A 20,859-nucleotide genomic window follows, 5' to 3' on the forward strand; every position below is an offset into this window, starting at 1 on the left:
CGGTCAGCCCTGCGGCTGCGGCTCCAGACCACCAGGTTCGCCCCGGTCGCCCTTCTCGCGGCTGCCGCCGGTGGACGGCACCGTCGCGGCGCGCGGGCCCTTCGGCGTGTCGTCCGTGCTCTCGCGGATGGGCGGCTTGCCCTCCAGGAGATCGCGGATTTCCTGGCCGCTGAGCGTCTCGTACTCCAGCAGTCCCTTGGCGATGGTGTGCAGCTGGTCGATGTTGGCCTGAAGCACCGCCTGGGCGGTCTCGTAGCCGGCATTGACGAAGCCCTTCACCTCCGCGTCGACGACCTGCTGCGTCGTCTCCGAGACATTCTGCTGGCGCGCCACGGCGTGTCCGAGGAAGACCTCCTCCTCGTTCTCGCCGTACATCAGCGGGCCCAGCTTGTCGGACATGCCGAACTGGGTCGCCATCGCGCGCGACAGCTTGGTGGCCATGCGGATGTCGGCCGAGGCGCCGGAGGTGACCTTCTCGTGGCCGAAGATCAGCTCCTCGGCGACGCGGCCGCCCATGGCGACGGCGAGATCCGCCTTGCACTTCGCCCGGGTGAGCGACAGCTGGTCGCGTTCCGGCAGGCGCATCACCATGCCGAGCGCGCGGCCGCGCGGGATGATCGTCGCCTTGTGGATCGGATCGGACGCCGGCATGTGCAGCGCGACGAGGGCATGGCCCGCCTCGTGATACGCGGTGAGCTTCTTCTCCTCCTCGCTCATCACCAGGGTCCGCCGCTCGGCACCCATCATCACCTTGTCCTTGGCGTCCTCGAACTCCTGCATGGTGACCAGGCGCTTGTTGCGCCGCGCCGCCATCAGGGCCGCCTCGTTGACCAGGTTCATGAGATCGGCGCCGGCGAATCCGGGGGTGCCGCGGGCGAGCGTCTTGAGGTCCACGTCCGGCGCCAGCGGCACCTTGCGCACGTGCACCTTCAGGATCTTCTCGCGGCCGACGATGTCCGGGTTCGGCACGACGATCTGCCGGTCGAAACGGCCCGGGCGCAGGAGCGCCGGGTCGAGCACATCCGGACGGTTGGTCGCTGCGATCAGGATGATGCCCTCGTTCGGCTCGAAGCCGTCCATCTCCACGAGGAGCTGGTTGAGGGTCTGCTCGCGCTCGTCGTTGCCGCCGCCGAGGCCGGCGCCGCGATGGCGGCCGACCGCGTCGATTTCGTCGATGAAGATGATGCAGGGCGCATTCTTCTTCGCCTGCTCGAACATGTCGCGGACACGGCTGGCGCCGACGCCGACGAACATCTCGACGAAGTCGGAACCAGAGATCGTGAAGAACGGCACGTTCGCCTCGCCGGCGATGGCGCGGGCGAGCAGCGTCTTACCGGTGCCGGGAGGGCCGACCAGCAGCACGCCGCGCGGGATGCGTCCGCCGAGGCGCTGGAAGCGCTGCGGATCGCGCAGGAAGTCGACGATCTCCTGCAGGTCTTCCTTGGCCTCGTCGACGCCGGCCACGTCCTCGAACAGGACGCGCCCGTGCGCCTCGGTCAGAAGCTTGGCCTTCGACTTGCCGAACCCCATCGCCTTGCCGCCGGCACCGCCCTGCATCTGGCGCATCAGGAACAGCCAGATGCCGAGGATGAGCAGCATCGGGAACCACGTGGCCAGGATGCCCAGCAGCGAGAAGCCCTCGTTGGCAGGCTTCGCCGTGATGGCCACGTTGCTGGATTCCAGCTTGTCGATGTAGTTGGCGTTGCTCGGGGCGTAGGTCTGGAACGCGCCGCCGTGGTTGTACTTGCCGGCGATCTGCTGGTCGGTGATCGTCACCGCCCGCACGTTGCCCTGACCCACCTCGTCGAGGAACTGCGAGAAGGAAATCTCGGAACTGTTGGTGCGCTGGCTCGGGCTCTGAAAGAGCTGGAACAGGGCAATCAGCAACAAGCCGATGATCACCCAGAGCGCAAAATTGCGAAACGTGTTGTTCATCACGGCCCTTTCGCAGCCCGTCTTCTTTACGCGATCGGCACCAGGCCGGGCACCGTCTCAAAGCGCGTCCCGATCAGATCGCGTGACCCGACCGACAGGATTCGCTCAACTCAGTGAAGTCAGGGCCCTTTCCGGTCGGGGAGACGACACCTGATCGGAAAGAACTCTGGCCGGAAAGATAGGGTTCCGGTCAGCCCGTGCCAAGGCGGACCGGTGGAATTCCGAGGCTCGCCGTCTCACAAACGCGGCGACGCATCCTCGACGTCACCGCCCCGGCGGGGGCGTGGCGAAGTCCGCGGCCACGGCGCCACGCCATTCATGCGCGGCAAAGTGGCCGAACGCGGGCGCCGCAACAAGGCCCTCGCCGCAAAAGATGCCCGGAACCGCGGACATTCCGGCCGATGCCGCGCGCCAGTCTGGCGGCGCAAGCTTGCGCCAGGCGGATCCCACCGCCCGCACGGTGACCCGGCCGGGCGCCGCGTCGGAGAGACGCACCCGCCAGCGTCCGTCCCACACGCCGCTGGTGCCCGGAACGAGCTCCATGTCCGGCAATCCGCCCCGCCCGGCTTCCCGGCAGACGACGAGGCGGCCCGCGCGGAGGGTGAGCAGCGCGCCGGCCAGCGTGAACCGCGTGTCGCGCGCCGCGCCGATCACCGCCGCCGCGCGCTCCAGCCGCTCCAGGCGCGGCCCGACATCGCCGCCACCGGCCCAGCCGAGCATCCGGGCGAGCAGCCGCAGGCGCACCTCTTCCGGCGCGTCCGCGAAGGCCGCCACGTCGAGCGACAGCACCCCGAAGGCATCGGCCTTCAGCGCCGCCGCCGCCAGCGCCTCGACCATGGCGTCGATCGCCGCATCGGCCCGGGCGAGCCGCCGGGCGGTGCCGGCGAGGCGGCGGGCATCGAGCCCTTCGGCGGCGAGCGCCGGCATCAGCCGGCGCATGCGCACCCGGGCGAAGCGGTCGTTCTCGTTGGAGGGATCCTCGCGCCAGCCGAGGCCGTCGCGCCGCAGGGTGGCCCGCAGCCGCGCCCGGGAGATGCCGAGGAGCGGCCGGACAAGGTCGGGTCCGTCTTCCGCGGCGAGCCGCCGCACCGGCGCCATGGCCGACAGCCCCTTCACGCCGGAGCCGCGTGCCAGTCGCAGCAGGACCGTCTCGGCCTGGTCGTCGAGAGTGTGGGCAGTGAGGATCGCCGATGCGCCAGCCTCCCGCGCGATGGCGGCGAGCAGCCTGTAACGGGCATCGCGGGCGGCGGCCTGGATGTCGGAGGCGGGCTTCTCGCCCTCCCAGCGGCGCGCCACGGCCTCGAAGCCGAGCGCGGCGGCGGCCTCCAGCACGAAACGCGCATCGTCGGCGGCCTCGGCGCGCAGGCCGTGATCGATGGTGGCCACGATCGCCGCGGGGGCGGCCGGATCGGCGCGCCGGAAGGCGTGGTAGAGCGCCATCAGCGCCATGGAATCGCTGCCGCCGGAGACCGCGAGCACCACCCGCTCGTGGCCGCGGACGGCGGAAAACAGGCCGCTCAGCTCGTCGGGTTCGATCGGGTGGAGGTCAGGCGCAGCCGGCACGCTGGCGCTCCTGGCGCGCGCGGTCGAGCAGCGAAGGGTCGGCGGAGGGATAGCTCGTCAGGAGCTCGGAGAACGACGAACAGGCCGCCGTGCTCTCGCCCATGCCGGACAGCGCCATGCCGAGCTTCAGGAGACTGTCGGGCGCCTTCTCGCTGTCGGGATGCTCGGTGTAGCTCTTGAGGAACGCCTCGGCCGCCTGCGGGTGCTTGCCCGCCTGCAGGAGCGACTCGCCGATCCAGAACTCGGCATCGCCGGCGCGCGGATCGTTGGGATGCTTGGCCAGGAAGGCGCGGAAGGCGCGCTCGGCCGCGTCGTACTTGCCGGCCATCACCAGCGAGTAGGCCGCCTCGTATTCGGTGTTCGCGGTTGTGCTCGGCGGCTCTGAGTAGGTGGGCGCGGCCGCCTGGTTGATGGCCGATCCCAGGATGTCGCCACGCGCCAGCGCCGACAGGTCCAGCGGGCTGCCCGGCGCCGCGGAGCCGATCGAGCCGGTCGTCTGCGGATCGCCCGCCGACGCATCGCGCTGGCCGCCCGAGGCGGGCGGCGCCCCCTCGAAGTTCTGGCGGCGCGGCTTTCCGCCTTCCAGCTGCTGCAGGCGGAACTCGTTGTCCTCCTGCATGCGGCGCATCTGGTCCTGCATCTGCTGGGTGGCGTGGGTCAGCTGCTCGATCTGGCCGTTCAACTGGCGGATCTGGTCCTCCAGCCGGTTGATGCGCAGCGTCAGCTCGCCCTGCTGGCGATTGTTGTTGTTGCCCCACTGGACGCGCTCGAGCAGACCGGAGGTGCCGGCGTCGGCCGGAACGGTGAAGGCGGCGGCAGGCGCCACGGAGAAGGCGGCAGCCACGGCGGCGGCCATGAAGGCAGTGCGTCCAAACATCATTCGCATCTCTCGATCTCCCGATCTCGATCGGTGCGGCGGCGCGTCGACCCACTCAACGCCGGGCCACGCCGCGACCCTACGCCAAACCCGGACCGGCCCCAAAAGCATTTCACGTCAAAGCTGTGTCCCGCCGGCGAAACCGGCGAAGGCCAGACCCGCTCCTGCCCGCGCCTGTCTGTCAAACGCCGACGGGCGCCATCCGGATCCGGATGGCGCCCAGCGTGGCGGCGTGGCTCGTGCCTCGATCAGGCACGGCGGGGCCGGGTCCGGTCGGGCCCGGGAAGGCCGTGCCTAGCTGCCGGCGTTGTCGAGAACGGTCACCGCGCGGCGGTTCTGCGACCAGCACGACTCGTTGTCGCACACGGCCACCGGGCGTTCCTTGCCGTAGGAGATGGTGCGCATCCGGTTCGGCGCAACACCGCGGCTGGCCAGGAAGGCCCGCACGGAGCTGGCACGACGGGCGCCCAGCGCCAGGTTGTACTCGCGGGTGCCGCGCTCGTCGGCGTGACCCTCGATGGTGATCGTGTACTTGGCATAGCGCTGCAGCCACTGGGCCTGCTTGTCGAGGGTCGCCTGGGCGGTGCTCGACAGGTCCGTCTGGTCCACGGCGAAGTAGACGCGGTCGCCGACGTTGACGACGAAATCCTGCGCAGAGCCGGGGACGGCCTGGCCGTTGAGCTGTTCCTGCTTCTGAGCACAGGCGGCCAGCACGGCCGCGATCAGAATGACGACCGCCGCGCGTCCGACACTCCGCAGTGCAATATTGGTAGCCATCTCCAAGTGCTCCTTATGCCCCCACCCCAGCGGAAGCGATCTTGCGCGGGACGTTAGGATCCGGTGGTAAAAAGTCGGTTCAGAAAGAGGGTTAACCGAGACAATTCGATCCAACTTCGATCAATGCCGGTAAGATCTGCGCGCGCCGTGCGCCGCCGCGACCAACCGGCCCGAAACCCTCTTCGTGCATAGCAGCATGGCGCTCGTGAGGCAAAACGCGGCCGACCGGCACGCAGTGCGCGCCGGTCGGAAAAATCGGCCTGTTTCGAGCCATTCGGGAAGGATTCGGGTCGAGAATACGGCGGGCGGGCCGGCCGGCCCGCCCGCGCGCCTGCCGAGCTAGTCGAGCAGCGGAGACCAGGCCGGATCGGACGCGAAGGTGTCCGTGTTGACCCGCATCTCGTTGCGTCCGGTGACGTCCACCGTATACAGCGACGGCCCGCCCTGGGCGCCCTGCGTCTCGCGGAAGAACATCAGCACGCGGCCGTTCGGAGCCCAGGTCGGGCCCTCGTTGTGGAAGCCTTCGGTGAGGATCCGCTCGCCGGATCCGTCGGGCTTCATGACGCCGATGGCGAAGCGTCCGCCGGCCTGCTTGGTAAACGCGATCATGTCGCCGCGCGGCGACCACACCGGCGTCGAATAGCGGCCGTCGCCGAACGAGATGCGCGTCGGATTGGAGCCGTCGGCGCCCATCACGTAGAGCTGCTGGGCACCGCCGCGATCCGATTCGAAGACGATCTGCCGGCCGTCGGGCGAATAGGACGGCGAGGTGTCGATCGACGGCGAGTTGGTCAGCCGCGTCGTCCGCCGGGAGCCCAGGTCCATGGCGTAGATGTTGGCGTTGCCGTCCTGCTGAAGGCTCATGACGACCTCGCGCCCGTCGGGCGAGAAGCGCGGCGCGAACGTCATGCCCGGGAAGTTGCCCAGCACCTCGCGCTCGCCGGTCTCGATGTTCAGCAGATAGACGCTCGGCGCGCCGCCGCCGTAGGACATGTACGTCACGTCCTGGGTCGACGGAGAGAAGCGCGGCGTCAGCACCAGCTCGTCGCCCCGGGTCAGGTAGCGCACGTTGGCCCCGTCCTGATCCATGATGGCGAGCCGCTTGGTGCGGTTGTTCTTCGGCCCGGTCTCGGACACGAACACCACGCGGGTGTCGAAGTAGCCCTTCTCGCCGGTCAGCCGCTCGTAGATCGCGTCGGCGATGATGTGGGCCAGGCGGCGCCAGTTGTCGGGCTGGGTGTAGTACTGCTGGCCGATCATCTGCTCGCCGGCGAACACGTCCCACAGCCGGAATTCGGCCTTCAGCCGACCGTCGGCCTCGCGCGTCAGCGTGCCGGCGACGAGCGCCTGGGCGTCGATGGCGCGCCAGTTGGCGAAGTTCGGAACCGCCTCCGCATTGAGGATCTGGTCGACGTAGGCCGTCGGATCGATGGGCCGGAACAGCCCCGAGCGCTGCAGGTCGGCGGCGATGACCTGGGTCATCTGCTTGGCGAGATCCGCCTCGCCGCCAGTGGAGCCGAAGGTCGGCAGCGCGATCGGCAGCGGCTCGACCTGGCCCTGGGTGATGTCGATCTGCACCAGCGCCTGGGCCGGTGCGACGGCGCCGAATAGGGCGGCGGCGAGCGCGACGGCCCTGTGGCGCCAGCCCTTTGCGGAAAACATGGACCGACGCAGCGCCGGCAGGGTCATTTCGAAAGCCATTGGCTAGCTCATCCTCTAGATCCCGGAGACGTCGGCCGGGCGGGACCGGACGTCAGGAACGTGATCGATTCCAACATGTGAGGGCGGAATGCGGCAGAAGGTCGGATTGCCTCGTGCTCATCCCGCGCCCGCGCGGCCGCTGGCAGACCGCGCGGGCGTTCTCAGAAGAGATCCCTCGGATCGAAGGTGACGCGGACTTCGCGCCATGTGTCGTATTTCTCCAGCGGAAGATTGTAGGGCTGGCACCGGAGCACGGCGCGCCGTGCACTGTCGGCGGCCGCCTGGAAGAACGGGTTGGAGCCCGAGTTGATGACCTCCGGCGAACCGGAAACGGTTCCGTTCTCGTTCAGTTGCATCTGCACGGTCACCACCAGGTCCTCGGCGCCCTGGGCGCCCACCGGCGGGTTCCAGCAGCGCTGGATCTGGGCCCTGAGCGCATCCAGCTCGGTCATCGTCATGGCCGCGTTGGTGCCGCCGGAGCGGATGCCGGCGGAGGCGCGCGACGAGCCGCTGCCGCCGCCCGAGGGCTCGACCTTGTTGAGCAGCGCGGAGATGCGGTCGGCGTCGAAGCTCTCGTTGGTCTGGGCGGAGGCCGACTGTGTGGGCTGAGGGCGCTTCGGCGGCGGGGTCGGGCGGGCGCGCGGCACCACGTTGGTGGTCGGCGTCGGCTCGGCTTCCGCCTGCTGTTGCGGCTCCGGGGTCGGCTCGGGTTCGGGCTGCGCCTCGGCTTCCTGCTGGGGCGCGGGCGTCGGCTCGGGCTGGGCTTCCGCCTCGGGCTCGGCCGCCTCTTCCGCCGGGGCGGCCGCCTGCTCGCTCGGCAGCGGCGCCGCGGACTCCGCCTTCGACGGGTTTTCGCGCTCGGCCGGCTTGTCGGCGGCCGTCTTCGTCTCGCCGGCGGTGTCGGCCTCGGTCTTGGCCTCGACAGTCTCCAGATCCGGCTTCGGCTCCGGCTCGACAGGGGCCGTCGGCGCGCCCTTGGAGATGTCGGTGACCTCGCCGATGGTGACGAGCTCGACCGGGAACATCTCGATCGGCTTGGCCGCCATGGACTCCGCGTCCGGCCACGCCAACACACTCCACAGGAGGATGGCGCCGTGTCCTGCCACAGAGACAATCAAGCCGACACGCATGGTGAAAAGATCTAGCCTTCGATTACCGCTTCGAGGTCAGGCCCGTCTTCGTCATGAAAAAGGGACCGCACTGGGACGTCAGTTGCCGGAGCTCGGGGGTTCCTGCTGGGTCACCAGACCAATGCGCTTGAACCCGGCAGCGTTGAGCCGGCCCATGACCGACATGATCGCGCCGTAGCCCACGTCCTGGTCGCCGCGCACGTAGATGCGCTCTTCGTAGCCGTTCTGGGCGATCGCGGTCAGCCGCGGCACCAGGTCGTCGAGCGTGATCTCGCTGTCCTGCAGGAACACCTGGCCCTGGGCGTTGATCGAGACCGTCAGCGGCTCGTTGTCGCCTTCCAGCGGCTTCGCACGCGATTGCGGCAGATCGATGGGAACGCCGACGGTCAAAAGCGGCGCCGACACCATGAACACGATCAGCAGCACCAGCATCACGTCGACGAACGGCGTGACGTTGATCTCGCTCATCGGCCGGTAGCGCGGCGCGCGGCGACGGCCGCGGCCGCCGGAGGAGTTGGAAAGTTGAACACCCATGGCTCAGACGCGCTCTTCTTCCAGCCGCTCGTCGATCTCGCGCGACAGGATCGCCAGGAACTCGTCGGCGAATCCGTCCATCCGGGAGATGATCTTGCTGACGTCACCTGACAGCTTGTTGAAGAAGATCACGGCGGGGATGGCGGCAAGAAGGCCGAGCGCGGTGGCGAACAGCGCCTCGGCGATGCCGGGCGCCACCACCGCGAGGTTGGTGCTTTCGGAGACCGCGATCGCCTGGAACGAGGTCATGATGCCCCACACCGTGCCGAACAGGCCGATGAACGGGCCGGCGGAACCGACCGAGGCGAGCACCGCGAGCCGGCTCTCCAGCCGTTCCGCTTCGCGGCCGATGGTCAGCGTCATCACGCGGTCGAGCCGGTGCGACAGGCTGGCGATCGCCGGATGCTGGCCGTCGTGGCTGCGTTTCCATTCGGTCATCGCCGCGACGAACACCGCCGCCAGCGCCTGATTGGAGCGGCTGGACAGGGTGCGGTAGAGATCCTCCAGCGACTGGCCGGACCAGAAGGCGTCCTCGAACCGGTTCATCGCCTGCCGGGTGCGGCGGTACAGGACCACCTTGTCGACGATGATCGCCCAGCACCAGATCGACGCCGAGACCAGGCCCAGCATGACGATCTTGACGACGATGTGCGCCTGCAGGAACAGCCCGAACAGCGAGAAGCCAGAGTGGGCGGCGAGATCGGCGCCGGCTACCGCAACGGTGGAATCCATGTTCAGTCCCGACTTTGCTTCTCGGCACCGGACCGGCGGCGCACGGCGCGCGCACGACCACAGGTCCGAAGGGAAGGCTGGGTGGCAATCTGGGTACGAGGGTGACTGGCGCCTCTGTCAGCACAGAGTTTGTCAAAACTGCGACTCCCGCTGGAAAAACGGGCGCAACAGCTGTCGCCAATTAGGGTAAACGGACCGTTAAGACGGGACGACTTCCGCGCCGGCCACGTGCGCCTGGAGCTTTGCCAGCGCCGGCTTCGGCAACCGGCGCGGGCGGCCGTCGGGCGAGATCACCACCGCCTCAACCTTGGCGCGCACGAGCACCTGCTCGCCGCGCAGCACCACCTGGTCGAGACCCAGCCGGGCCGCCGTCAGATGGGTAAGGCAGGTCTCAACCTCCAGCACGTCGTCGATGCGCGCCGGCGCCTTGAAATCGAGCGTCATGGTGCGCACGGCGAACGCCAGCGAGGCCCCGTAGGTGCCGTCGGCCAGCTCGATGTGGTGGACGCCGCACAGGCGCAGGAAGTCGGACCGGCCGCGCTCGAAGTAACGCAGATAGTTGGCGTGGTAGACGACGCCTGAAAAATCCGTGTCCTCGAAATAAACCCGCGCGGCGAGCCGGTGACGGCTGCCGTGGAGCCTGCCTGCGAGATCGGGCCAGGTGGTCATGGGGAGCGGTCCTGCCGAGGTTTCCGGAAAAGCGGGTGTGCCACCGCCGCCTGTCTACACGCAAATCGCGACGGAAAACCGCAAGGGCACTTTTCCTGGATTTGCTCTCAGTTTCCGCAAATCCGGACGGAAAACCGCAAGAGCACTTTTCCTGGATTTGCTTATTTCCGCCCGAACAGCCGCTCGATGTCGGAGAGCTTCAGTTCGACGAAGGTCGGGCGGCCGTGGTTGCACTGGCCGGACTTCGGCGTCGCCTCCATCTCGCGGAGCAGCGCGTCCATCTCCTCGGGCTTCAGCCGGCGGCCGGTGCGGACCGAGCCGTGGCAGGCGACCGTGGCGGCGACGTGGTCCAGCCGGTCGGCGAGCCGGTCGGTGGTCTCCCACTCGGCGAGGTCGTCGACGAGGTCGCGAACCAGCCCCTGCACGTCGAGGCGGCCGGCCAGGATCGACGGCACTTCGCGCACCGCGACGGCGCCCGGACCGAACGCCTCCACCACCAGCCCGGTCTCGGCGAGGGCGTCGGAAACCGCCAGCAGCCGGGCGGCGTCCTCCTCGGGAAGGTCTACGATTTCCGGCACGAGCAGCATCTGGCGAGCGACGCCGGAGCGGGCGCGCTCGGCCTTCAGGCGCTCGTAGACCAGCCGTTCGTGGGCGGCGTGGCTGTCGACGATGACGATGCCGTCGCGGGTCTGGGCCAAGATGTAGTTCTCGTGGAAGTGGGCGCGGGCGGCGCCCAGCGGACGGTCGAGATCGCCGTCCGGCTCCTCCCGCACGGCGGCGCGGGTCTCCGCCGAGGGCGCCGCCACGGCCGCGAAAGCCGCCTGTCCGTCCTCGAAGAACCCCGTCGCCGGGCCGCGCGCGGGCTGCGCGTACGCACCCGGAAAACGCGCAGCGCCGGCTGCGCTTTCCTGCGCGTTTGTGCGCGCAAACGCATAATCCGCGCGCACCGGAGCCGCGTCCGGACGGAACGCCTCGAACGCGGCACGCGCGGAAGTTGTGTTGGCCGCGAGACCCGCCTGGGCGAGCGCCTGCTTGATGGAGCCGACCAGCAGCCCCCGCACCAGTCCCGGGTCGCGGAAGCGGACGTCGGCCTTGGCGGGATGGACGTTCACGTCCACCTCGGCCGGGTCGAGGGTGATGTAGAGGGCGGCGACCGGGTGGCGGTCGCGGGCCATCACGTCGGAGACCGCGCCGCGGAGCGCGCCGAGGAGCAGCTTGTCGCGGACCGGCCGGCCGTTGACGAACAGGAACTGCTGCAGCGTGTTGGCCCGGTGGAAGGTCGGCCGGCCGATCAGGCCCTCCAGCCGCACCCCCTCGCGGCCGGCGTCGATGACCAGCGCGTTGTCGACGAAGTCGCGGCCGATGACGTCGGCGATCCGCATCACATCCGCGTCATCGCCGTCGCGGGCCGGGTAATCGGTGCGGCTGCGGTCGGAGCCGGTCAGCACGAAGCGGACCTCCGGGTGGGCAAGCGCCAACCGGCGGACGATGTCGGTGATCGCGGTGGTCTCGGCCCGGTCGGACTTCAGGAACTTCAGCCGGGCGGGCGTGGCGAAGAACAGGTCGCGGACGTCGACGATGGTGCCGGCCGCCACCGCCGCCGGCTTCGGCTCGGCGACCAGGCCGCCTTCCACCGACACGCACCAGCCGCTGTCGTCGTCGCGGGTGCGGGTGGAAATGGTCAGCCGCGCCACCGACCCGATCGACGGCAGCGCCTCGCCCCGGAAGCCGAGCGTTGCGATGGAGAACAGGTTGTCCTCGTCCAGCTTGGAGGTGCAGTGGCGCTCCACGGCGAGCACGAGGTCGTCGCGGGTCATGCCCGAGCCGTCGTCGATGACCCGGATCAGGCTCTTGCCGCCGGCTGCCGTCACGATCTCGACCCGGCGCGCCCCGGCGTCGATGGCGTTCTCGACGAGCTCCTTGACGACGCTCGCCGGCCGCTCGACCACCTCGCCGGCGGCGATCCGGTTGATCACGGCATTGGAGAGCTGGCGGACGGGCATGGCGGCGTGGGCGTTCTCGATTCGGGGGGCAAAGGTTAACGGCGGAGCATGACGGATTCGCGGCCCGAGGTCAGGCCCCGAATTGGCGGGCTCCACCGGCGATCGCCGCCCCGCCTGGCGGCCGGCTGCGGATTTCGCGCCGCCGCATCTTGACCCGGCGGCGCGGGGAGGCGATCCCCTTGCCCCATGATCCATGCGTCCCCCGACTTCCCCGCCGGACTGTCCGCCCTCGCCCCCGACTACGAGGCCCTCCTCGTCGACGTGTGGGGCGTGATCCACAACGGCGTCACCGCCTTCGCGCCCGCCGTCGACGCGCTCACGCGCTTCCGCCGCGAGACCGGCGGGCCGGTGGTGCTGATCACCAACGCGCCCCGCCCGGCCCCGCCGATCGTGGAGCAGCTGGGCCAGCTCGGCGTGCCCGACGGGGCCTTCGACGCGGTGGTGACCTCCGGCGACGTGACCCGCGGCCAGATCGCCCGGCTGGGCGCGGCCGCGCTCTACCACGTGGGCCCCGAGCGCGATCTGTCGCTCTACGACGGTCTCGACGTCCGCCTGGTGGGGGCGGAGGACGCCGAGGCGATCTGCTGCACCGGCCTGTTCGACGACCACAACGAGACGCCCGAGGACTACCGCGACAGCCTGACGGCGCTGGCCGCGCGCCGCCTGCCGCTGGTCTGCGCCAACCCGGACATCGTGGTGCAGCGTGGCGGCGACCGGATCTACTGCGCCGGCAGCCTCGCCGAACTCTACGCCGAGCTCGGCGGCGAGGTGCGCCAGGCCGGCAAGCCGCACGCGCCGATCTACGAGGCGGCGTTCGAGCGGCTCGGCGTCATCCTCGGCCGCGCCCCCGACCGCGACCGCGTGCTCGCCATCGGCGACGGGCTGATGACCGACATCAAGGGCGCCGTCGGCCAGGGCGTCGGCGCGCTGCTGATCACCGCCGGCATCCATTCCGCCGAGTTCGGCGCCGCCGACGCGCCGGATCCGAAGATGGTCGCCGACCGGCTCGGCCGCGAGGGGCTGGCGGTGCGCGCCGTGCTGCCCCGGCTCGCCTGGTAGCGGGCCCTCCTCCCTTCCCCCCGGCTGCCGTCGCGCGGCCGGCCGCACATTCCGCACGAAGGCCGTGGCAGGGCCGCCCCTGCGTGTGTAGGCTGCCCTCAAAACGTGGGCTGTCTCACGTGAGCGCGGGGGGAACATGAGCACGAAGACGCTGGACGCGAGCCACTATCACGGCCGCCGCCTGATCGACACGCCGATCCTGAACAAGGGCGACGCCTTCACTGACGCCGAGCGCACCGGCTTCCGCCTGCACGGGCTGCTGCCGCCGTCGCTGGAAACGCTCGAGACCCAGGTCGCCCGCGCCAAGGATGCCTACGACCAGAAGACCACCGATCTGGAGCGCCACATCTACCTGCGCGCCCTGCAGGACACCAACGAGACCCTGTTCTACGCCTTCATGGCGGAGAACATCACGGCGCTGATGCCGATGGTCTACACGCCGGTGGTGGGGCTCGGCTGCGAGAGGTTCTCCGAGATCTACCGCCGCCCACGCGGACTGTTCATCAGCTATCCGCTGCGCGACGACATGGAGGCGCTGCTCGCCTCGGCCGGCCACCAGGACGTGCGGGTGATCGTCGTCACCGACGGCGAGCGCATCCTCGGCCTGGGCGACCAGGGCGCCGGCGGCATGGGCATCCCGATCGGCAAGCTGTCGCTCTACACCGCCTGCGGCGGCGTGCCCCCCGAATACACCCTGCCGATCACGCTGGACGTGGGCACCAACAACCAGGCGCTCATCGACGACCCGTTCTACATCGGCTGGCGCCACGAGCGGATCACCGGCGACGACTACGTGGCCTTCGTCGACCGCTTCGTGAACGCCGTGAAGCACAAGTGGCCCAACGTGCTTCTGCAGTTCGAGGACTTCGCCCAGAACCACGCGACCATGTTCCTGGAGCGTTACCGCGACCAGCTCTGCATGTTCAACGACGACGTCCAGGGCACGGCGGCCGTGGTCGTCGGCACGGTGCTGTCGGCGGTGAAGCAGTCCGGTCGGCCGCTCTCGGAGCAGAAGGTGGTGGTGGTGGGCGCCGGCTCGGCCGGCTGCGGCATCGCCGAGCAGATGATCCGGCTGATGGTGGAGGACGGCCTCGATCCGGACGAGGCGCGCCGCCGCTTCTACATGATCGACCGCGAGGGCCTGGTCTTCGACACCCAGAAGGACCTCTGGCCGTTCCAGGCGAAGCTCGCCCACACGGCGGACCACGTCGCCGCATGGCCGGCCGGCGAGACGCCCGGCCTGTTCTCGCTCCTGGAGACGGTCCAGAACGCCCAGCCGACCATCATCATCGGCGTCACCGGCCATCCGGGGGTGTTCACCGAGGAGGTGATCCGCGCGATGGCCGCCGGCACCGAGCGGCCGATCGTGTTCCCGCTGTCGAACCCGACCTCGCGCTGCGAGGCGCAGCCGACCGACGTGCTCGCCTGGACCGACGGCAAGGCGATCATCGGCACCGGCAGCCCGTTCCAGCCCGTGGAGCACGGCGGCAAGACCTACCCGATCGCCCAGACCAACAACGCCTACATCTTCCCGGGCCTGGGGCTCGGCATCCTGGCGCTCGGCATCCCGCGGGTGAGCGACGGCATGTTCATGGCGTCGTCGCGGGCGCTGGCCGAGGCGAACACGGCCGGCGACGGCGACGTGCCGATCCTGCTGCCGCCGCTGTCGGAGATCCGCGACGTGTCGCGCGCCATCGCGATCGCGGTCGCCAAGGCGGCGATCGCCGACGGGCTGGTGCCGGCGATGGACGACGCGGCGATCGCCGCGAAGGTCGACGAGGCCATGTGGGATCCGATCTACTGCACCTACGTTCCGGCGTGACAGCGGCCAGCAAGAGGACCTGAAGAATGGCGAAAACGCGGGTTGCCGACCAGATGGTCAAGATCCTCGAGGCGGCCGGGGTCGAGCGCGTCTGGGGCGTGGTGGGCGACAGCCTCAACGGCTTCACCGAGGCGCTGAGGACCAGCAAGACGATCTCCTGGATGCACGTGCGTCACGAGGAGACGGCGGCCTTCGCCGCCGGCGCCGAGGCGCAGCTGAGCGGCAAGCTGGCGGTGTGCGCCGGCAGCTGCGGCCCGGGCAACCTGCACCTGATCAACGGGCTGTTCGACTGCCACCGCACCCGCACCCCGGTGCTGGCCATCGCCGCCCACATCCCGAGCGCCGAGATCGGCTCCGGCTACTTCCAGGAGACCCATCCCGAGCAGCTGTTCCGCGAGTGCAGCCACTACTGCGAGCTGGTCTCGAGCCCGGCGCAGATGCCGCGCGCCATCGAGATCGCCATGCGCACCGCGATCCAGAAGCAGGGCGTCGCCGTGCTGGTGATCCCCGGCGACGTGGCGCTGGCGGCGGCGGCGAGCGAGGCGGCGGTGAAGTGGGCCGAGGTGGAGCTGCCCGTGGTGGTGCCGCCGGAGGCCGAGATCGACCGGCTGGCGGCGCTTCTGAACGGCGCCGGCTCCATCACCATGCTGTGCGGCGCGGGCTGCGCCGGCGCCCATGACGAGGTGGTGGCGCTTGCCGCCGCCCTGAAGGCGCCGATCGTCCACTCGCTGCGCGGCAAGGACCACGTGGAGCACGACAACCCCTACGACGTGGGGATGACCGGCTTCATCGGCTTTTCCTCCGGCTACCACGCCATGCGCAGCGCCGACCTGCTCCTGATGCTGGGCACCGACTTCCCCTACCGGCAGTTCTATCCGGCCGACGCCAAGGTGGCGCAGATCGACGTGCGCGGCGAGAACCTCGGCAAGCGCACCCGGCTCGACCTGGGTCTGGTGGGCGACGTCCGCGAGACGCTGAAGCGGCTGACGCCGAAGCTCACGCCGAAGACCGACGACGCCTTCCTGAAGAAGGCGCAGGACCACTACGTGAAGACCCGCAAGGACCTCGACGCGCTGGCGGTCGGCAAGTCGGGGTCGCGCTCGGTGCATCCCCAGTACCTGGCCAAGGTGATCGACGAGGTCGCCAGCGACGACGCGGTGTTCACCGTCGACGTCGGCCAGACCACGGTGTGGGCCGCGCGCTACCTGCACCTGAAGGGCACGCGACGGCTGGTCGGCTCGATGCTGCACGGCTCGATGGCCAACGCCATGCCCCAGGCGCTCGGCGCCCAGGCGGCCTACCCGGGCCGGCAGGTGGTGTCGATGTCCGGCGATGGCGGCTTCACCATGATGATGGGCGACATCATCTCGGTGTCGCAGCTCGGCCTGCCGGTGAAGATCGTCGTCTTCAACAACGGGCTCCTGGGCTTCGTCGACATCGAGATGAAGGCGGCAGGCTTCCTGCCGTTCGGCACCGACCTGAAGAACCCCAATTTCGCGGCGATGGCGGAGGCGCTCGGCATCCTGGGCATCCGTGCGGAGGACCCGAGCGACGTGCGGCCGGCGATCGAGAAGGCGTTCGCCCACGACGGGCCGGCGCTGGTCGACGTGGTGACCGACGCCATGGAGCTGGTGATGCCGCCGGAGATCAAGGCGGAGCAGGCGCTCGGCTTCAGCCTCTACGCGGCGCGCGCCATCATGAACGGCCGCGGCGACGAGATCATGGAGCTGGCGAAGAGCTCGCTGTTCCGCTGAGGCGGCGCAGTCGGCCGGCTCCGGTCGGGCCGGCTGCGTCGACGGCAATCCGTCCGCTCCCAAGAAAGCGGGCGTCCAGGCAACCGAGCAGGCGCCGTGGAACTGGCCCTGGATTCCCGCCTTCGCGGGAATGAGCGGAGAAAAAAGGCCCCCCATGACCCTGATGCTCCAGACCCTCTTCTTCGAGGATCTTTCGATCGGCATGCGCGACGCCTTCGACAAGACGGTGATGGCCTCCGACGTGGTCGGCTTCGCCGAGGTGTCCGGCGACCGCAACCCGATCCACCTGTCGGAGCATTTCGCGGCGAAGACGCCGTTCAAGACCCGCATCGCCCACGGCCTCTACACCGCAAGCCTGATCTCCGCCCTGCTGGGCACCCGCCTGCCGGGGCCGGGCGCCATCTACCTTTCCCAGAGCCTGCACTTCCGGGCGCCGGTGAAGATCGGCGACACGGTGACGGTGTCGGTGGAGGTGGTGGAGCTGATGCCGGAGAAGAACCGGGCGCGGCTCGCCTGCGAATGCCGGGTGGGCGACACGGTGGTGCTGGACGGCGAGGCGCTGGTGAAGGTGCCGGCGCGGGCCGAGCTGGACGACGATTGAGGGGCGGGGCTGGCGGTGCCAGCAACTGCGCCCGGACGGCGGGTGCATGGCGGCCGCGAGGCGGCACGCGCGCGGCGCTGCGGCGAGAGGGGCCTTGACCTGGAGCCGCGCGCTCGGCAGCTTCCGGCGGCCGGTGACGGATCCGGCATGATCCAACGCACCGGTTCGCGCATCTGATGAGTTTCTCCTCCCCCGACCTCCCGGACGGCCCGTTCACCTCACCCATCGACGCGGTCGCGCCGCGCCTGCGCGGCGGCGTCGCCGCCATCGGCAACTTCGACGGCGTGCACCGGGGCCACCAGGAGGTGCTGGCGGTTGCCCGCGCCAAGGCCGACGCGCTGGGCGGGCCGGCGGTGCTGCTGACCTTCGAGCCGCATCCGCGCGCCTATTTCCGCCCCGACCAGCCGGTGTTCCGGCTGACGCCGCCGGCCGAGCGCGCCATCGTGCTGGAAGCGCTGGGGCTGGACGGCATGGTGGTGGTGCCGTTCGGCGCCGAGCTGGCCGGCACCACGGCCGACGCCTTCGTCGACGGCATCCTGCGCGAGCGGCTCGACATCCGCGGCGCGGTGGTGGGCTACAACTTCCATTTCGGCAAGGCGCGGGCCGGCACGCCGGACTTCCTGCTGGCGCGCGGCGAGACCGACGGCTTCGACGTCGAGGTGGTCGAGGCGCGCGTCGACGAGGGCGGCGAGCCGATCTCCTCGACCCGCATCCGCGCCGCCCTGGAGGCCGGCGCGCCGGAGGCGGCGGCGCGACTTCTGGGCTATCGCTGGCTGGTGGTCGGTGAGGTGGTGCACGGCGACAAGCGCGGCCGGACGCTGGGCTACCCGACCGCCAACATCGCGCTGGAGCCCTCGTGCGGGCTGCGCCACGGCGTCTACGCCGTGCGGGTGCGGGTGGACGGCGCGGTCTACGACGGGGTGGCGAGCTTCGGCCGGCGGCCGATGTTCGACGACGGCGCGCCGCTGTTCGAGACGTTCCTGTTCGGCTTCGACGGCGACCTCTACGGCCGCGCCCTCAGGATCTCGGTGTTCGCGTTCCTGCGGCCGGAGCTGCGCTTCGACGGGGTGGAGGCGCTGATCGCCCAGATGGACGACGACAGCGCCCGCGCGAAGGCGCTGCTTGCCGCGGCGACGCCGCTGTCGGAGCTGGACCGGACGCTGTCGTTCGGCGGTGCCTGATCAGCGCTCCGGGTCGCCCTCCGTAGCTGGTTCGCCGGCGATCCGGGCGAGGGCCGCATGGCTGCCCAGGGTGTCGACCAGCGCACGGACGGTCTCGCGCAGGCGGTCGAGCGCCTCCGGATCGACATCGAACCCCTCGGCCATCGTCGCCGGCACGCTTTCCGCCCGCGCCCTGAGCGCGCGGCCCTCCTCCGTCAGGTCGACCAGCACCCGCCGTTCGTCGGCCGGATCGCGCCGGCGCGTGACCAGGCCCGCCTGCTCGAGGCGCTTGAGGAGCGGCGTGAGCGTGCCGGAATCGAGGTAGAGCGCCCGGCCGAGGTCGCCGACGCTGCGGGGCGTCCCCTCCCAGAGCACCAGCATCACCAGGTACTGCGGATAGGTGAGCCCGAGGGCGGCGAGGATCGGCCGGTAGAGCCGGGTGATCAGGTTCGTCGCCGCGTAGAGCGGGAAGCAGACCTGCCGGTCGAGGCGCAGGGGATCGTCGTCATCGTCCGGCATGGTCGCCTCCCGGGCCGGCCCCGCCCCGCGGTCCATGGGATCGCGGGAAGGGGGTCCGGCCGTCGTCGTGGTCAAGTCTCAGACTGCGGTGACGCTGAGCGCCACGTCAACGTTGCCGCGCACCGCGTTGGAGTAGGGGCAGGCCTTGTGGGCCGCCTCCACCAGCGCCTCGGCGGCCTGCTGGTCGACGCCGGCGATCTTCACGTCGAGGGCGACGGAGAGCTGGAAGCCGCCGCCGTCCTTGGGCGACAGCCCGACGGTCGCCTCGACGCCGACGGCGTCGTCCTTGAGCTTCACGTTGCCGGCCCGCGAGACGTGGATGACTGCGCTGCCGAAGCAGGCGGCGTAGCCGGCCGCGAACAGCTGTTCCGGGTTGGTGGCGCCGCCCTTGCCGCCGAGGGCCTCGGGCATGGCGACATCGGCCTCCAGCAGGCCGTCCTGGCTCTTGATGTGGCCGTTGCGGCCGCCGACGGCGGTGACGGTGGTGGAATAAAGCGTGCTCATGGCCGGGATCTCCTGATGCCGAGTTGAATTATGCACAATGATATTGTGCATAATTTAATAGGCGCAAGAGGGCCCGATGAAATTTCGTCGGGAGGCGGGCTTCGCGGGGTTGAGACCGAAATAAGCGACGCGAAGAAGCGTCCACCGGCGGACGCTACGCGCCGGCGCACGGGGTCTCGGGAGAAGAGGAGCGAAGACGTCGGAGGGCAGGTCCCGGCGGCGCGCGCCACTGCAGGCGAGCCGCGGGCCGCGCGGGGAGTGCCCCCGATGCGCGACAGCCCTGTTGGCGCTCAGTCGGCGTCCGGCGCTTCGTCGTTCGCCGGCCGCAGGCGGCGCCAGGCGAAGGCGGCGTAGACGAACACCAGCACGACGGCGAGGCCGTACCAGGTGACGGCGTACTGGAGGTGGCTGTTGGCGAAGGTGAGCGGCGTCTCGCCGGCCTGGGGCAGGCCGCCTGGCGGCGTCTGGGAGGCGACCAGCGACACGTAGTAGGGGGCCGTGGTGCCCGGATCGAGATCCAGCGCCGCGTCCATCACCGGCAGGTCGCGGACGATCCATTCGTTCTTCTGGAGGTCCGGCGCCGGCGTGAAGAAGGCCTGCTGCTCGCCGTGGCGCATCAGGCCCTCGATGGTGACCTCGCCCGCCGGCGGGCCGGGACGCGTGGCCGGGTCCTTGCGGTCGATGGGCACGAAGCCGCGGTCGACCAGCAGCGTCCAGCCGGCGTCAGTGACGAACGGCGCGAACACCAGGTAGCCCGGGCCGCCGAGCGGGCCGTTGGGCTCGCTGAGCGCCATGAACACGTGGAGCTCGCCGGGACCGTAGTGGCCGGTCACGGAGACGCGCCGGTAGATCCACTGATCCTCCTTGAGGCCGGCCCATTCGGACGGGCCGGGCGCCGGCACCGGATCGGCGACGCTGCGGCTGGTGGCGGCGGCGATCAGCCCCTCCTTCCAGGCGAGGCGGTGGACCTGCCAGCTGCCGAGCGAGACGAGGATCGCAAGCGCCACCAGGGTGGCGAGCGTCGGCCACAGGAGCCCGCGCAGCGGCCGCGCGGCCTCGCGCGGCGCGGAGCCGGGCGCGGCGGCGCTCACGCTTCCTCCACCCGCCCCTCGGCGGCCTTCATCTGGTACTGGCGGGCGATCAGGACGCCCTTCAGCGGCCGGATCATGCCGAGCGACAGGCCGATGGTCAGCGGGCCGAGGATGAGCATCTGCAGCCACAGCGGAGGCTGCCACAGCACCTCCATCATCAGCGCCAGGCCGACCACCAGGAAGCCGACGATGAGGATGACGAACACCGCGGGGCCGTCGCCGGAATCGATGAACTTGAAGTCGAGGCCGCAGACCTTGCAGGAGTCGGCCGTCTCCAGGAAGCCGCTGAACAGCCTGCCCTCGCCGCAGCGCGGGCAGCGGCCGGCCATGCCGGTCTGGGTCGCGGGCAGCGGCGGGTAGGAGCGCGGCTTGCGGCCGGGCCGGGGGGCCGATGCGCCCGGTGTCGCCTCGTCACTCATGGTGCGCAG

General features: G+C 70.2%; 19 protein-coding genes. 5 read left to right on the plus strand and 14 right to left on the minus strand.

Annotation, left to right across the window (positions count from 1 at the left end):
* Positions 1 to 3 precede the first annotated feature (3 nt).
* From ftsH to mutL, 10 genes are all read right to left on the minus strand, one after another.
* Complete coding sequence (ftsH, locus tag AB7M35_RS21885; protein WP_453962657.1) at positions 4 to 1,935, minus strand: ATP-dependent zinc metalloprotease FtsH; 1,932 nt, start codon at positions 1,933 to 1,935, stop codon at positions 4 to 6.
* A gap of 264 nt (positions 1,936 to 2,199) precedes the next feature.
* A complete protein-coding gene (gene tilS, locus AB7M35_RS21890; protein ID WP_453962658.1) occupies positions 2,200 to 3,498 on the minus strand; it encodes a tRNA lysidine(34) synthetase TilS in 1,299 nt (432 codons plus the stop codon).
* Positions 3,482 to 4,384, minus strand: a complete 903-nt coding sequence (gene ybgF / locus AB7M35_RS21895; protein ID WP_453962659.1) for a tol-pal system protein YbgF — start codon at positions 4,382 to 4,384, stop codon at positions 3,482 to 3,484. Before ybgF ends, tilS begins: the two co-directional genes overlap by 17 nt.
* Positions 4,385 to 4,669: 285 nt before the next feature.
* Positions 4,670 to 5,152, minus strand: a complete 483-nt coding sequence (gene pal, locus AB7M35_RS21900) for a peptidoglycan-associated lipoprotein Pal (protein ID WP_453962660.1) — start codon at positions 5,150 to 5,152, stop codon at positions 4,670 to 4,672.
* 339 nt (positions 5,153 to 5,491) lie between these two features.
* The gene (tolB, locus tag AB7M35_RS21905) at positions 5,492 to 6,835 is read right to left on the minus strand and encodes a Tol-Pal system beta propeller repeat protein TolB (RefSeq protein ID WP_453962966.1); all 1,344 of its coding nucleotides are present in this window, start codon (positions 6,833 to 6,835) and stop codon (positions 5,492 to 5,494) included.
* Between the two features lie 179 nt (positions 6,836 to 7,014).
* Positions 7,015 to 7,899, minus strand: coding sequence for a cell envelope biogenesis protein TolA (locus tag AB7M35_RS21910; RefSeq protein ID WP_453962661.1), 885 nt, complete (start codon positions 7,897 to 7,899; stop codon positions 7,015 to 7,017).
* Between the two features lie 162 nt (positions 7,900 to 8,061).
* The gene (gene tolR, locus AB7M35_RS21915; protein ID WP_453962662.1) at positions 8,062 to 8,517 is read right to left on the minus strand and encodes a protein TolR; all 456 of its coding nucleotides are present in this window, start codon (positions 8,515 to 8,517) and stop codon (positions 8,062 to 8,064) included.
* Between the two features lie 3 nt (positions 8,518 to 8,520).
* On the minus strand, positions 8,521 to 9,249 hold the full coding sequence (gene tolQ, locus AB7M35_RS21920) for a protein TolQ (protein ID WP_453962663.1): 729 nt from the start codon (positions 9,247 to 9,249) through the stop codon (positions 8,521 to 8,523).
* 198 nt (positions 9,250 to 9,447) lie between these two features.
* Positions 9,448 to 9,918, minus strand: coding sequence for a tol-pal system-associated acyl-CoA thioesterase (gene ybgC, locus AB7M35_RS21925; protein ID WP_453962664.1), 471 nt, complete (start codon positions 9,916 to 9,918; stop codon positions 9,448 to 9,450).
* Between the two features lie 161 nt (positions 9,919 to 10,079).
* A complete protein-coding gene (gene mutL / locus AB7M35_RS21930; RefSeq protein WP_453962665.1) occupies positions 10,080 to 11,921 on the minus strand; it encodes a DNA mismatch repair endonuclease MutL in 1,842 nt (613 codons plus the stop codon).
* Positions 11,922 to 12,107: 186 nt separating this feature from the next.
* On the opposite strand from mutL, the gene AB7M35_RS21935 reads away from it, so the two are divergent.
* The 5 genes from AB7M35_RS21935 (at position 12,108) to AB7M35_RS21955 (ending at position 18,338) form a co-directional block, all read left to right on the plus strand.
* Positions 12,108 to 12,980 (plus strand): TIGR01459 family HAD-type hydrolase, encoded by an 873-nt coding sequence (locus tag AB7M35_RS21935; RefSeq protein WP_453962666.1) that lies wholly within the window; start codon positions 12,108 to 12,110, stop codon positions 12,978 to 12,980.
* Between the two features lie 136 nt (positions 12,981 to 13,116).
* Positions 13,117 to 14,802 (plus strand): NAD-dependent malic enzyme, encoded by a 1,686-nt coding sequence (locus tag AB7M35_RS21940; RefSeq protein ID WP_453962667.1) that lies wholly within the window; start codon positions 13,117 to 13,119, stop codon positions 14,800 to 14,802.
* A gap of 26 nt (positions 14,803 to 14,828) precedes the next feature.
* Positions 14,829 to 16,556, plus strand: coding sequence for a ubiquinone-dependent pyruvate dehydrogenase (gene poxB / locus AB7M35_RS21945; protein ID WP_453962668.1), 1,728 nt, complete (start codon positions 14,829 to 14,831; stop codon positions 16,554 to 16,556).
* Between the two features lie 154 nt (positions 16,557 to 16,710).
* A complete protein-coding gene (locus AB7M35_RS21950; protein ID WP_453962669.1) occupies positions 16,711 to 17,157 on the plus strand; it encodes a MaoC family dehydratase in 447 nt (148 codons plus the stop codon).
* 176 nt (positions 17,158 to 17,333) lie between these two features.
* Positions 17,334 to 18,338 (plus strand): bifunctional riboflavin kinase/FAD synthetase, encoded by a 1,005-nt coding sequence (locus AB7M35_RS21955; protein WP_453962670.1) that lies wholly within the window; start codon positions 17,334 to 17,336, stop codon positions 18,336 to 18,338.
* On the opposite strand, the gene AB7M35_RS21960 is transcribed toward AB7M35_RS21955, so the two are convergent.
* The 4 genes from AB7M35_RS21960 to AB7M35_RS21975 all read right to left on the minus strand — a co-directional run bounded on the left by AB7M35_RS21960 (position 18,339) and on the right by AB7M35_RS21975 (position 20,850).
* Complete coding sequence (locus tag AB7M35_RS21960; RefSeq protein ID WP_453962671.1) at positions 18,339 to 18,836, minus strand: MarR family winged helix-turn-helix transcriptional regulator; 498 nt, start codon at positions 18,834 to 18,836, stop codon at positions 18,339 to 18,341.
* A gap of 78 nt (positions 18,837 to 18,914) precedes the next feature.
* Positions 18,915 to 19,340, minus strand: a complete 426-nt coding sequence (locus tag AB7M35_RS21965; protein WP_453962672.1) for an organic hydroperoxide resistance protein — start codon at positions 19,338 to 19,340, stop codon at positions 18,915 to 18,917.
* A 290-nt stretch (positions 19,341 to 19,630) separates the two neighbouring features.
* Complete coding sequence (locus tag AB7M35_RS21970; RefSeq protein WP_453962673.1) at positions 19,631 to 20,431, minus strand: SURF1 family protein; 801 nt, start codon at positions 20,429 to 20,431, stop codon at positions 19,631 to 19,633.
* The gene (locus AB7M35_RS21975; protein WP_453962674.1) at positions 20,428 to 20,850 is read right to left on the minus strand and encodes a DUF983 domain-containing protein; all 423 of its coding nucleotides are present in this window, start codon (positions 20,848 to 20,850) and stop codon (positions 20,428 to 20,430) included. Before AB7M35_RS21975 ends, AB7M35_RS21970 begins: the two co-directional genes overlap by 4 nt.
* Positions 20,851 to 20,859 lie beyond the last annotated feature (9 nt).

This window comes from Amorphus suaedae (assembly GCF_053629675.1).

Excerpts from the sequence above, each read along its gene's own strand:
- mutL (WP_453962665.1), bottom strand. The coding sequence starts at position 11,921 with ATGCCCGTCCGCCAGCTCTCCAATGCCGTGATCAACCGGATCGCCGCC.
- AB7M35_RS21975 (WP_453962674.1), bottom strand. The coding sequence starts at position 20,850 with ATGAGTGACGAGGCGACACCGGGCGCATCGGCCCCCCGGCCCGGCCGC.
- poxB (WP_453962668.1), top strand. The coding sequence starts at position 14,829 with ATGGCGAAAACGCGGGTTGCCGACCAGATGGTCAAGATCCTCGAGGCG.
- AB7M35_RS21910 (WP_453962661.1), bottom strand. The coding sequence starts at position 7,899 with ATGGCGGCCAAGCCGATCGAGATGTTCCCGGTCGAGCTCGTCACCATC.
- pal (WP_453962660.1), bottom strand. The coding sequence starts at position 5,152 with ATGGCTACCAATATTGCACTGCGGAGTGTCGGACGCGCGGCGGTCGTC.
- AB7M35_RS21935 (WP_453962666.1), top strand. The coding sequence starts at position 12,108 with ATGATCCATGCGTCCCCCGACTTCCCCGCCGGACTGTCCGCCCTCGCC.
- AB7M35_RS21940 (WP_453962667.1), top strand. The coding sequence starts at position 13,117 with ATGAGCACGAAGACGCTGGACGCGAGCCACTATCACGGCCGCCGCCTG.
- AB7M35_RS21950 (WP_453962669.1), top strand. The coding sequence starts at position 16,711 with ATGACCCTGATGCTCCAGACCCTCTTCTTCGAGGATCTTTCGATCGGC.
- ybgC (WP_453962664.1), bottom strand. The coding sequence starts at position 9,918 with ATGACCACCTGGCCCGATCTCGCAGGCAGGCTCCACGGCAGCCGTCAC.
- tolQ (WP_453962663.1), bottom strand. The coding sequence starts at position 9,249 with ATGGATTCCACCGTTGCGGTAGCCGGCGCCGATCTCGCCGCCCACTCT.
- ybgF (WP_453962659.1), bottom strand. The coding sequence starts at position 4,384 with ATGCGAATGATGTTTGGACGCACTGCCTTCATGGCCGCCGCCGTGGCT.
- AB7M35_RS21965 (WP_453962672.1), bottom strand. The coding sequence starts at position 19,340 with ATGAGCACGCTTTATTCCACCACCGTCACCGCCGTCGGCGGCCGCAAC.
- AB7M35_RS21955 (WP_453962670.1), top strand. The coding sequence starts at position 17,334 with ATGAGTTTCTCCTCCCCCGACCTCCCGGACGGCCCGTTCACCTCACCC.
- AB7M35_RS21960 (WP_453962671.1), bottom strand. The coding sequence starts at position 18,836 with ATGCCGGACGATGACGACGATCCCCTGCGCCTCGACCGGCAGGTCTGC.
- ftsH (WP_453962657.1), bottom strand. The coding sequence starts at position 1,935 with ATGAACAACACGTTTCGCAATTTTGCGCTCTGGGTGATCATCGGCTTG.
- tolR (WP_453962662.1), bottom strand. The coding sequence starts at position 8,517 with ATGGGTGTTCAACTTTCCAACTCCTCCGGCGGCCGCGGCCGTCGCCGC.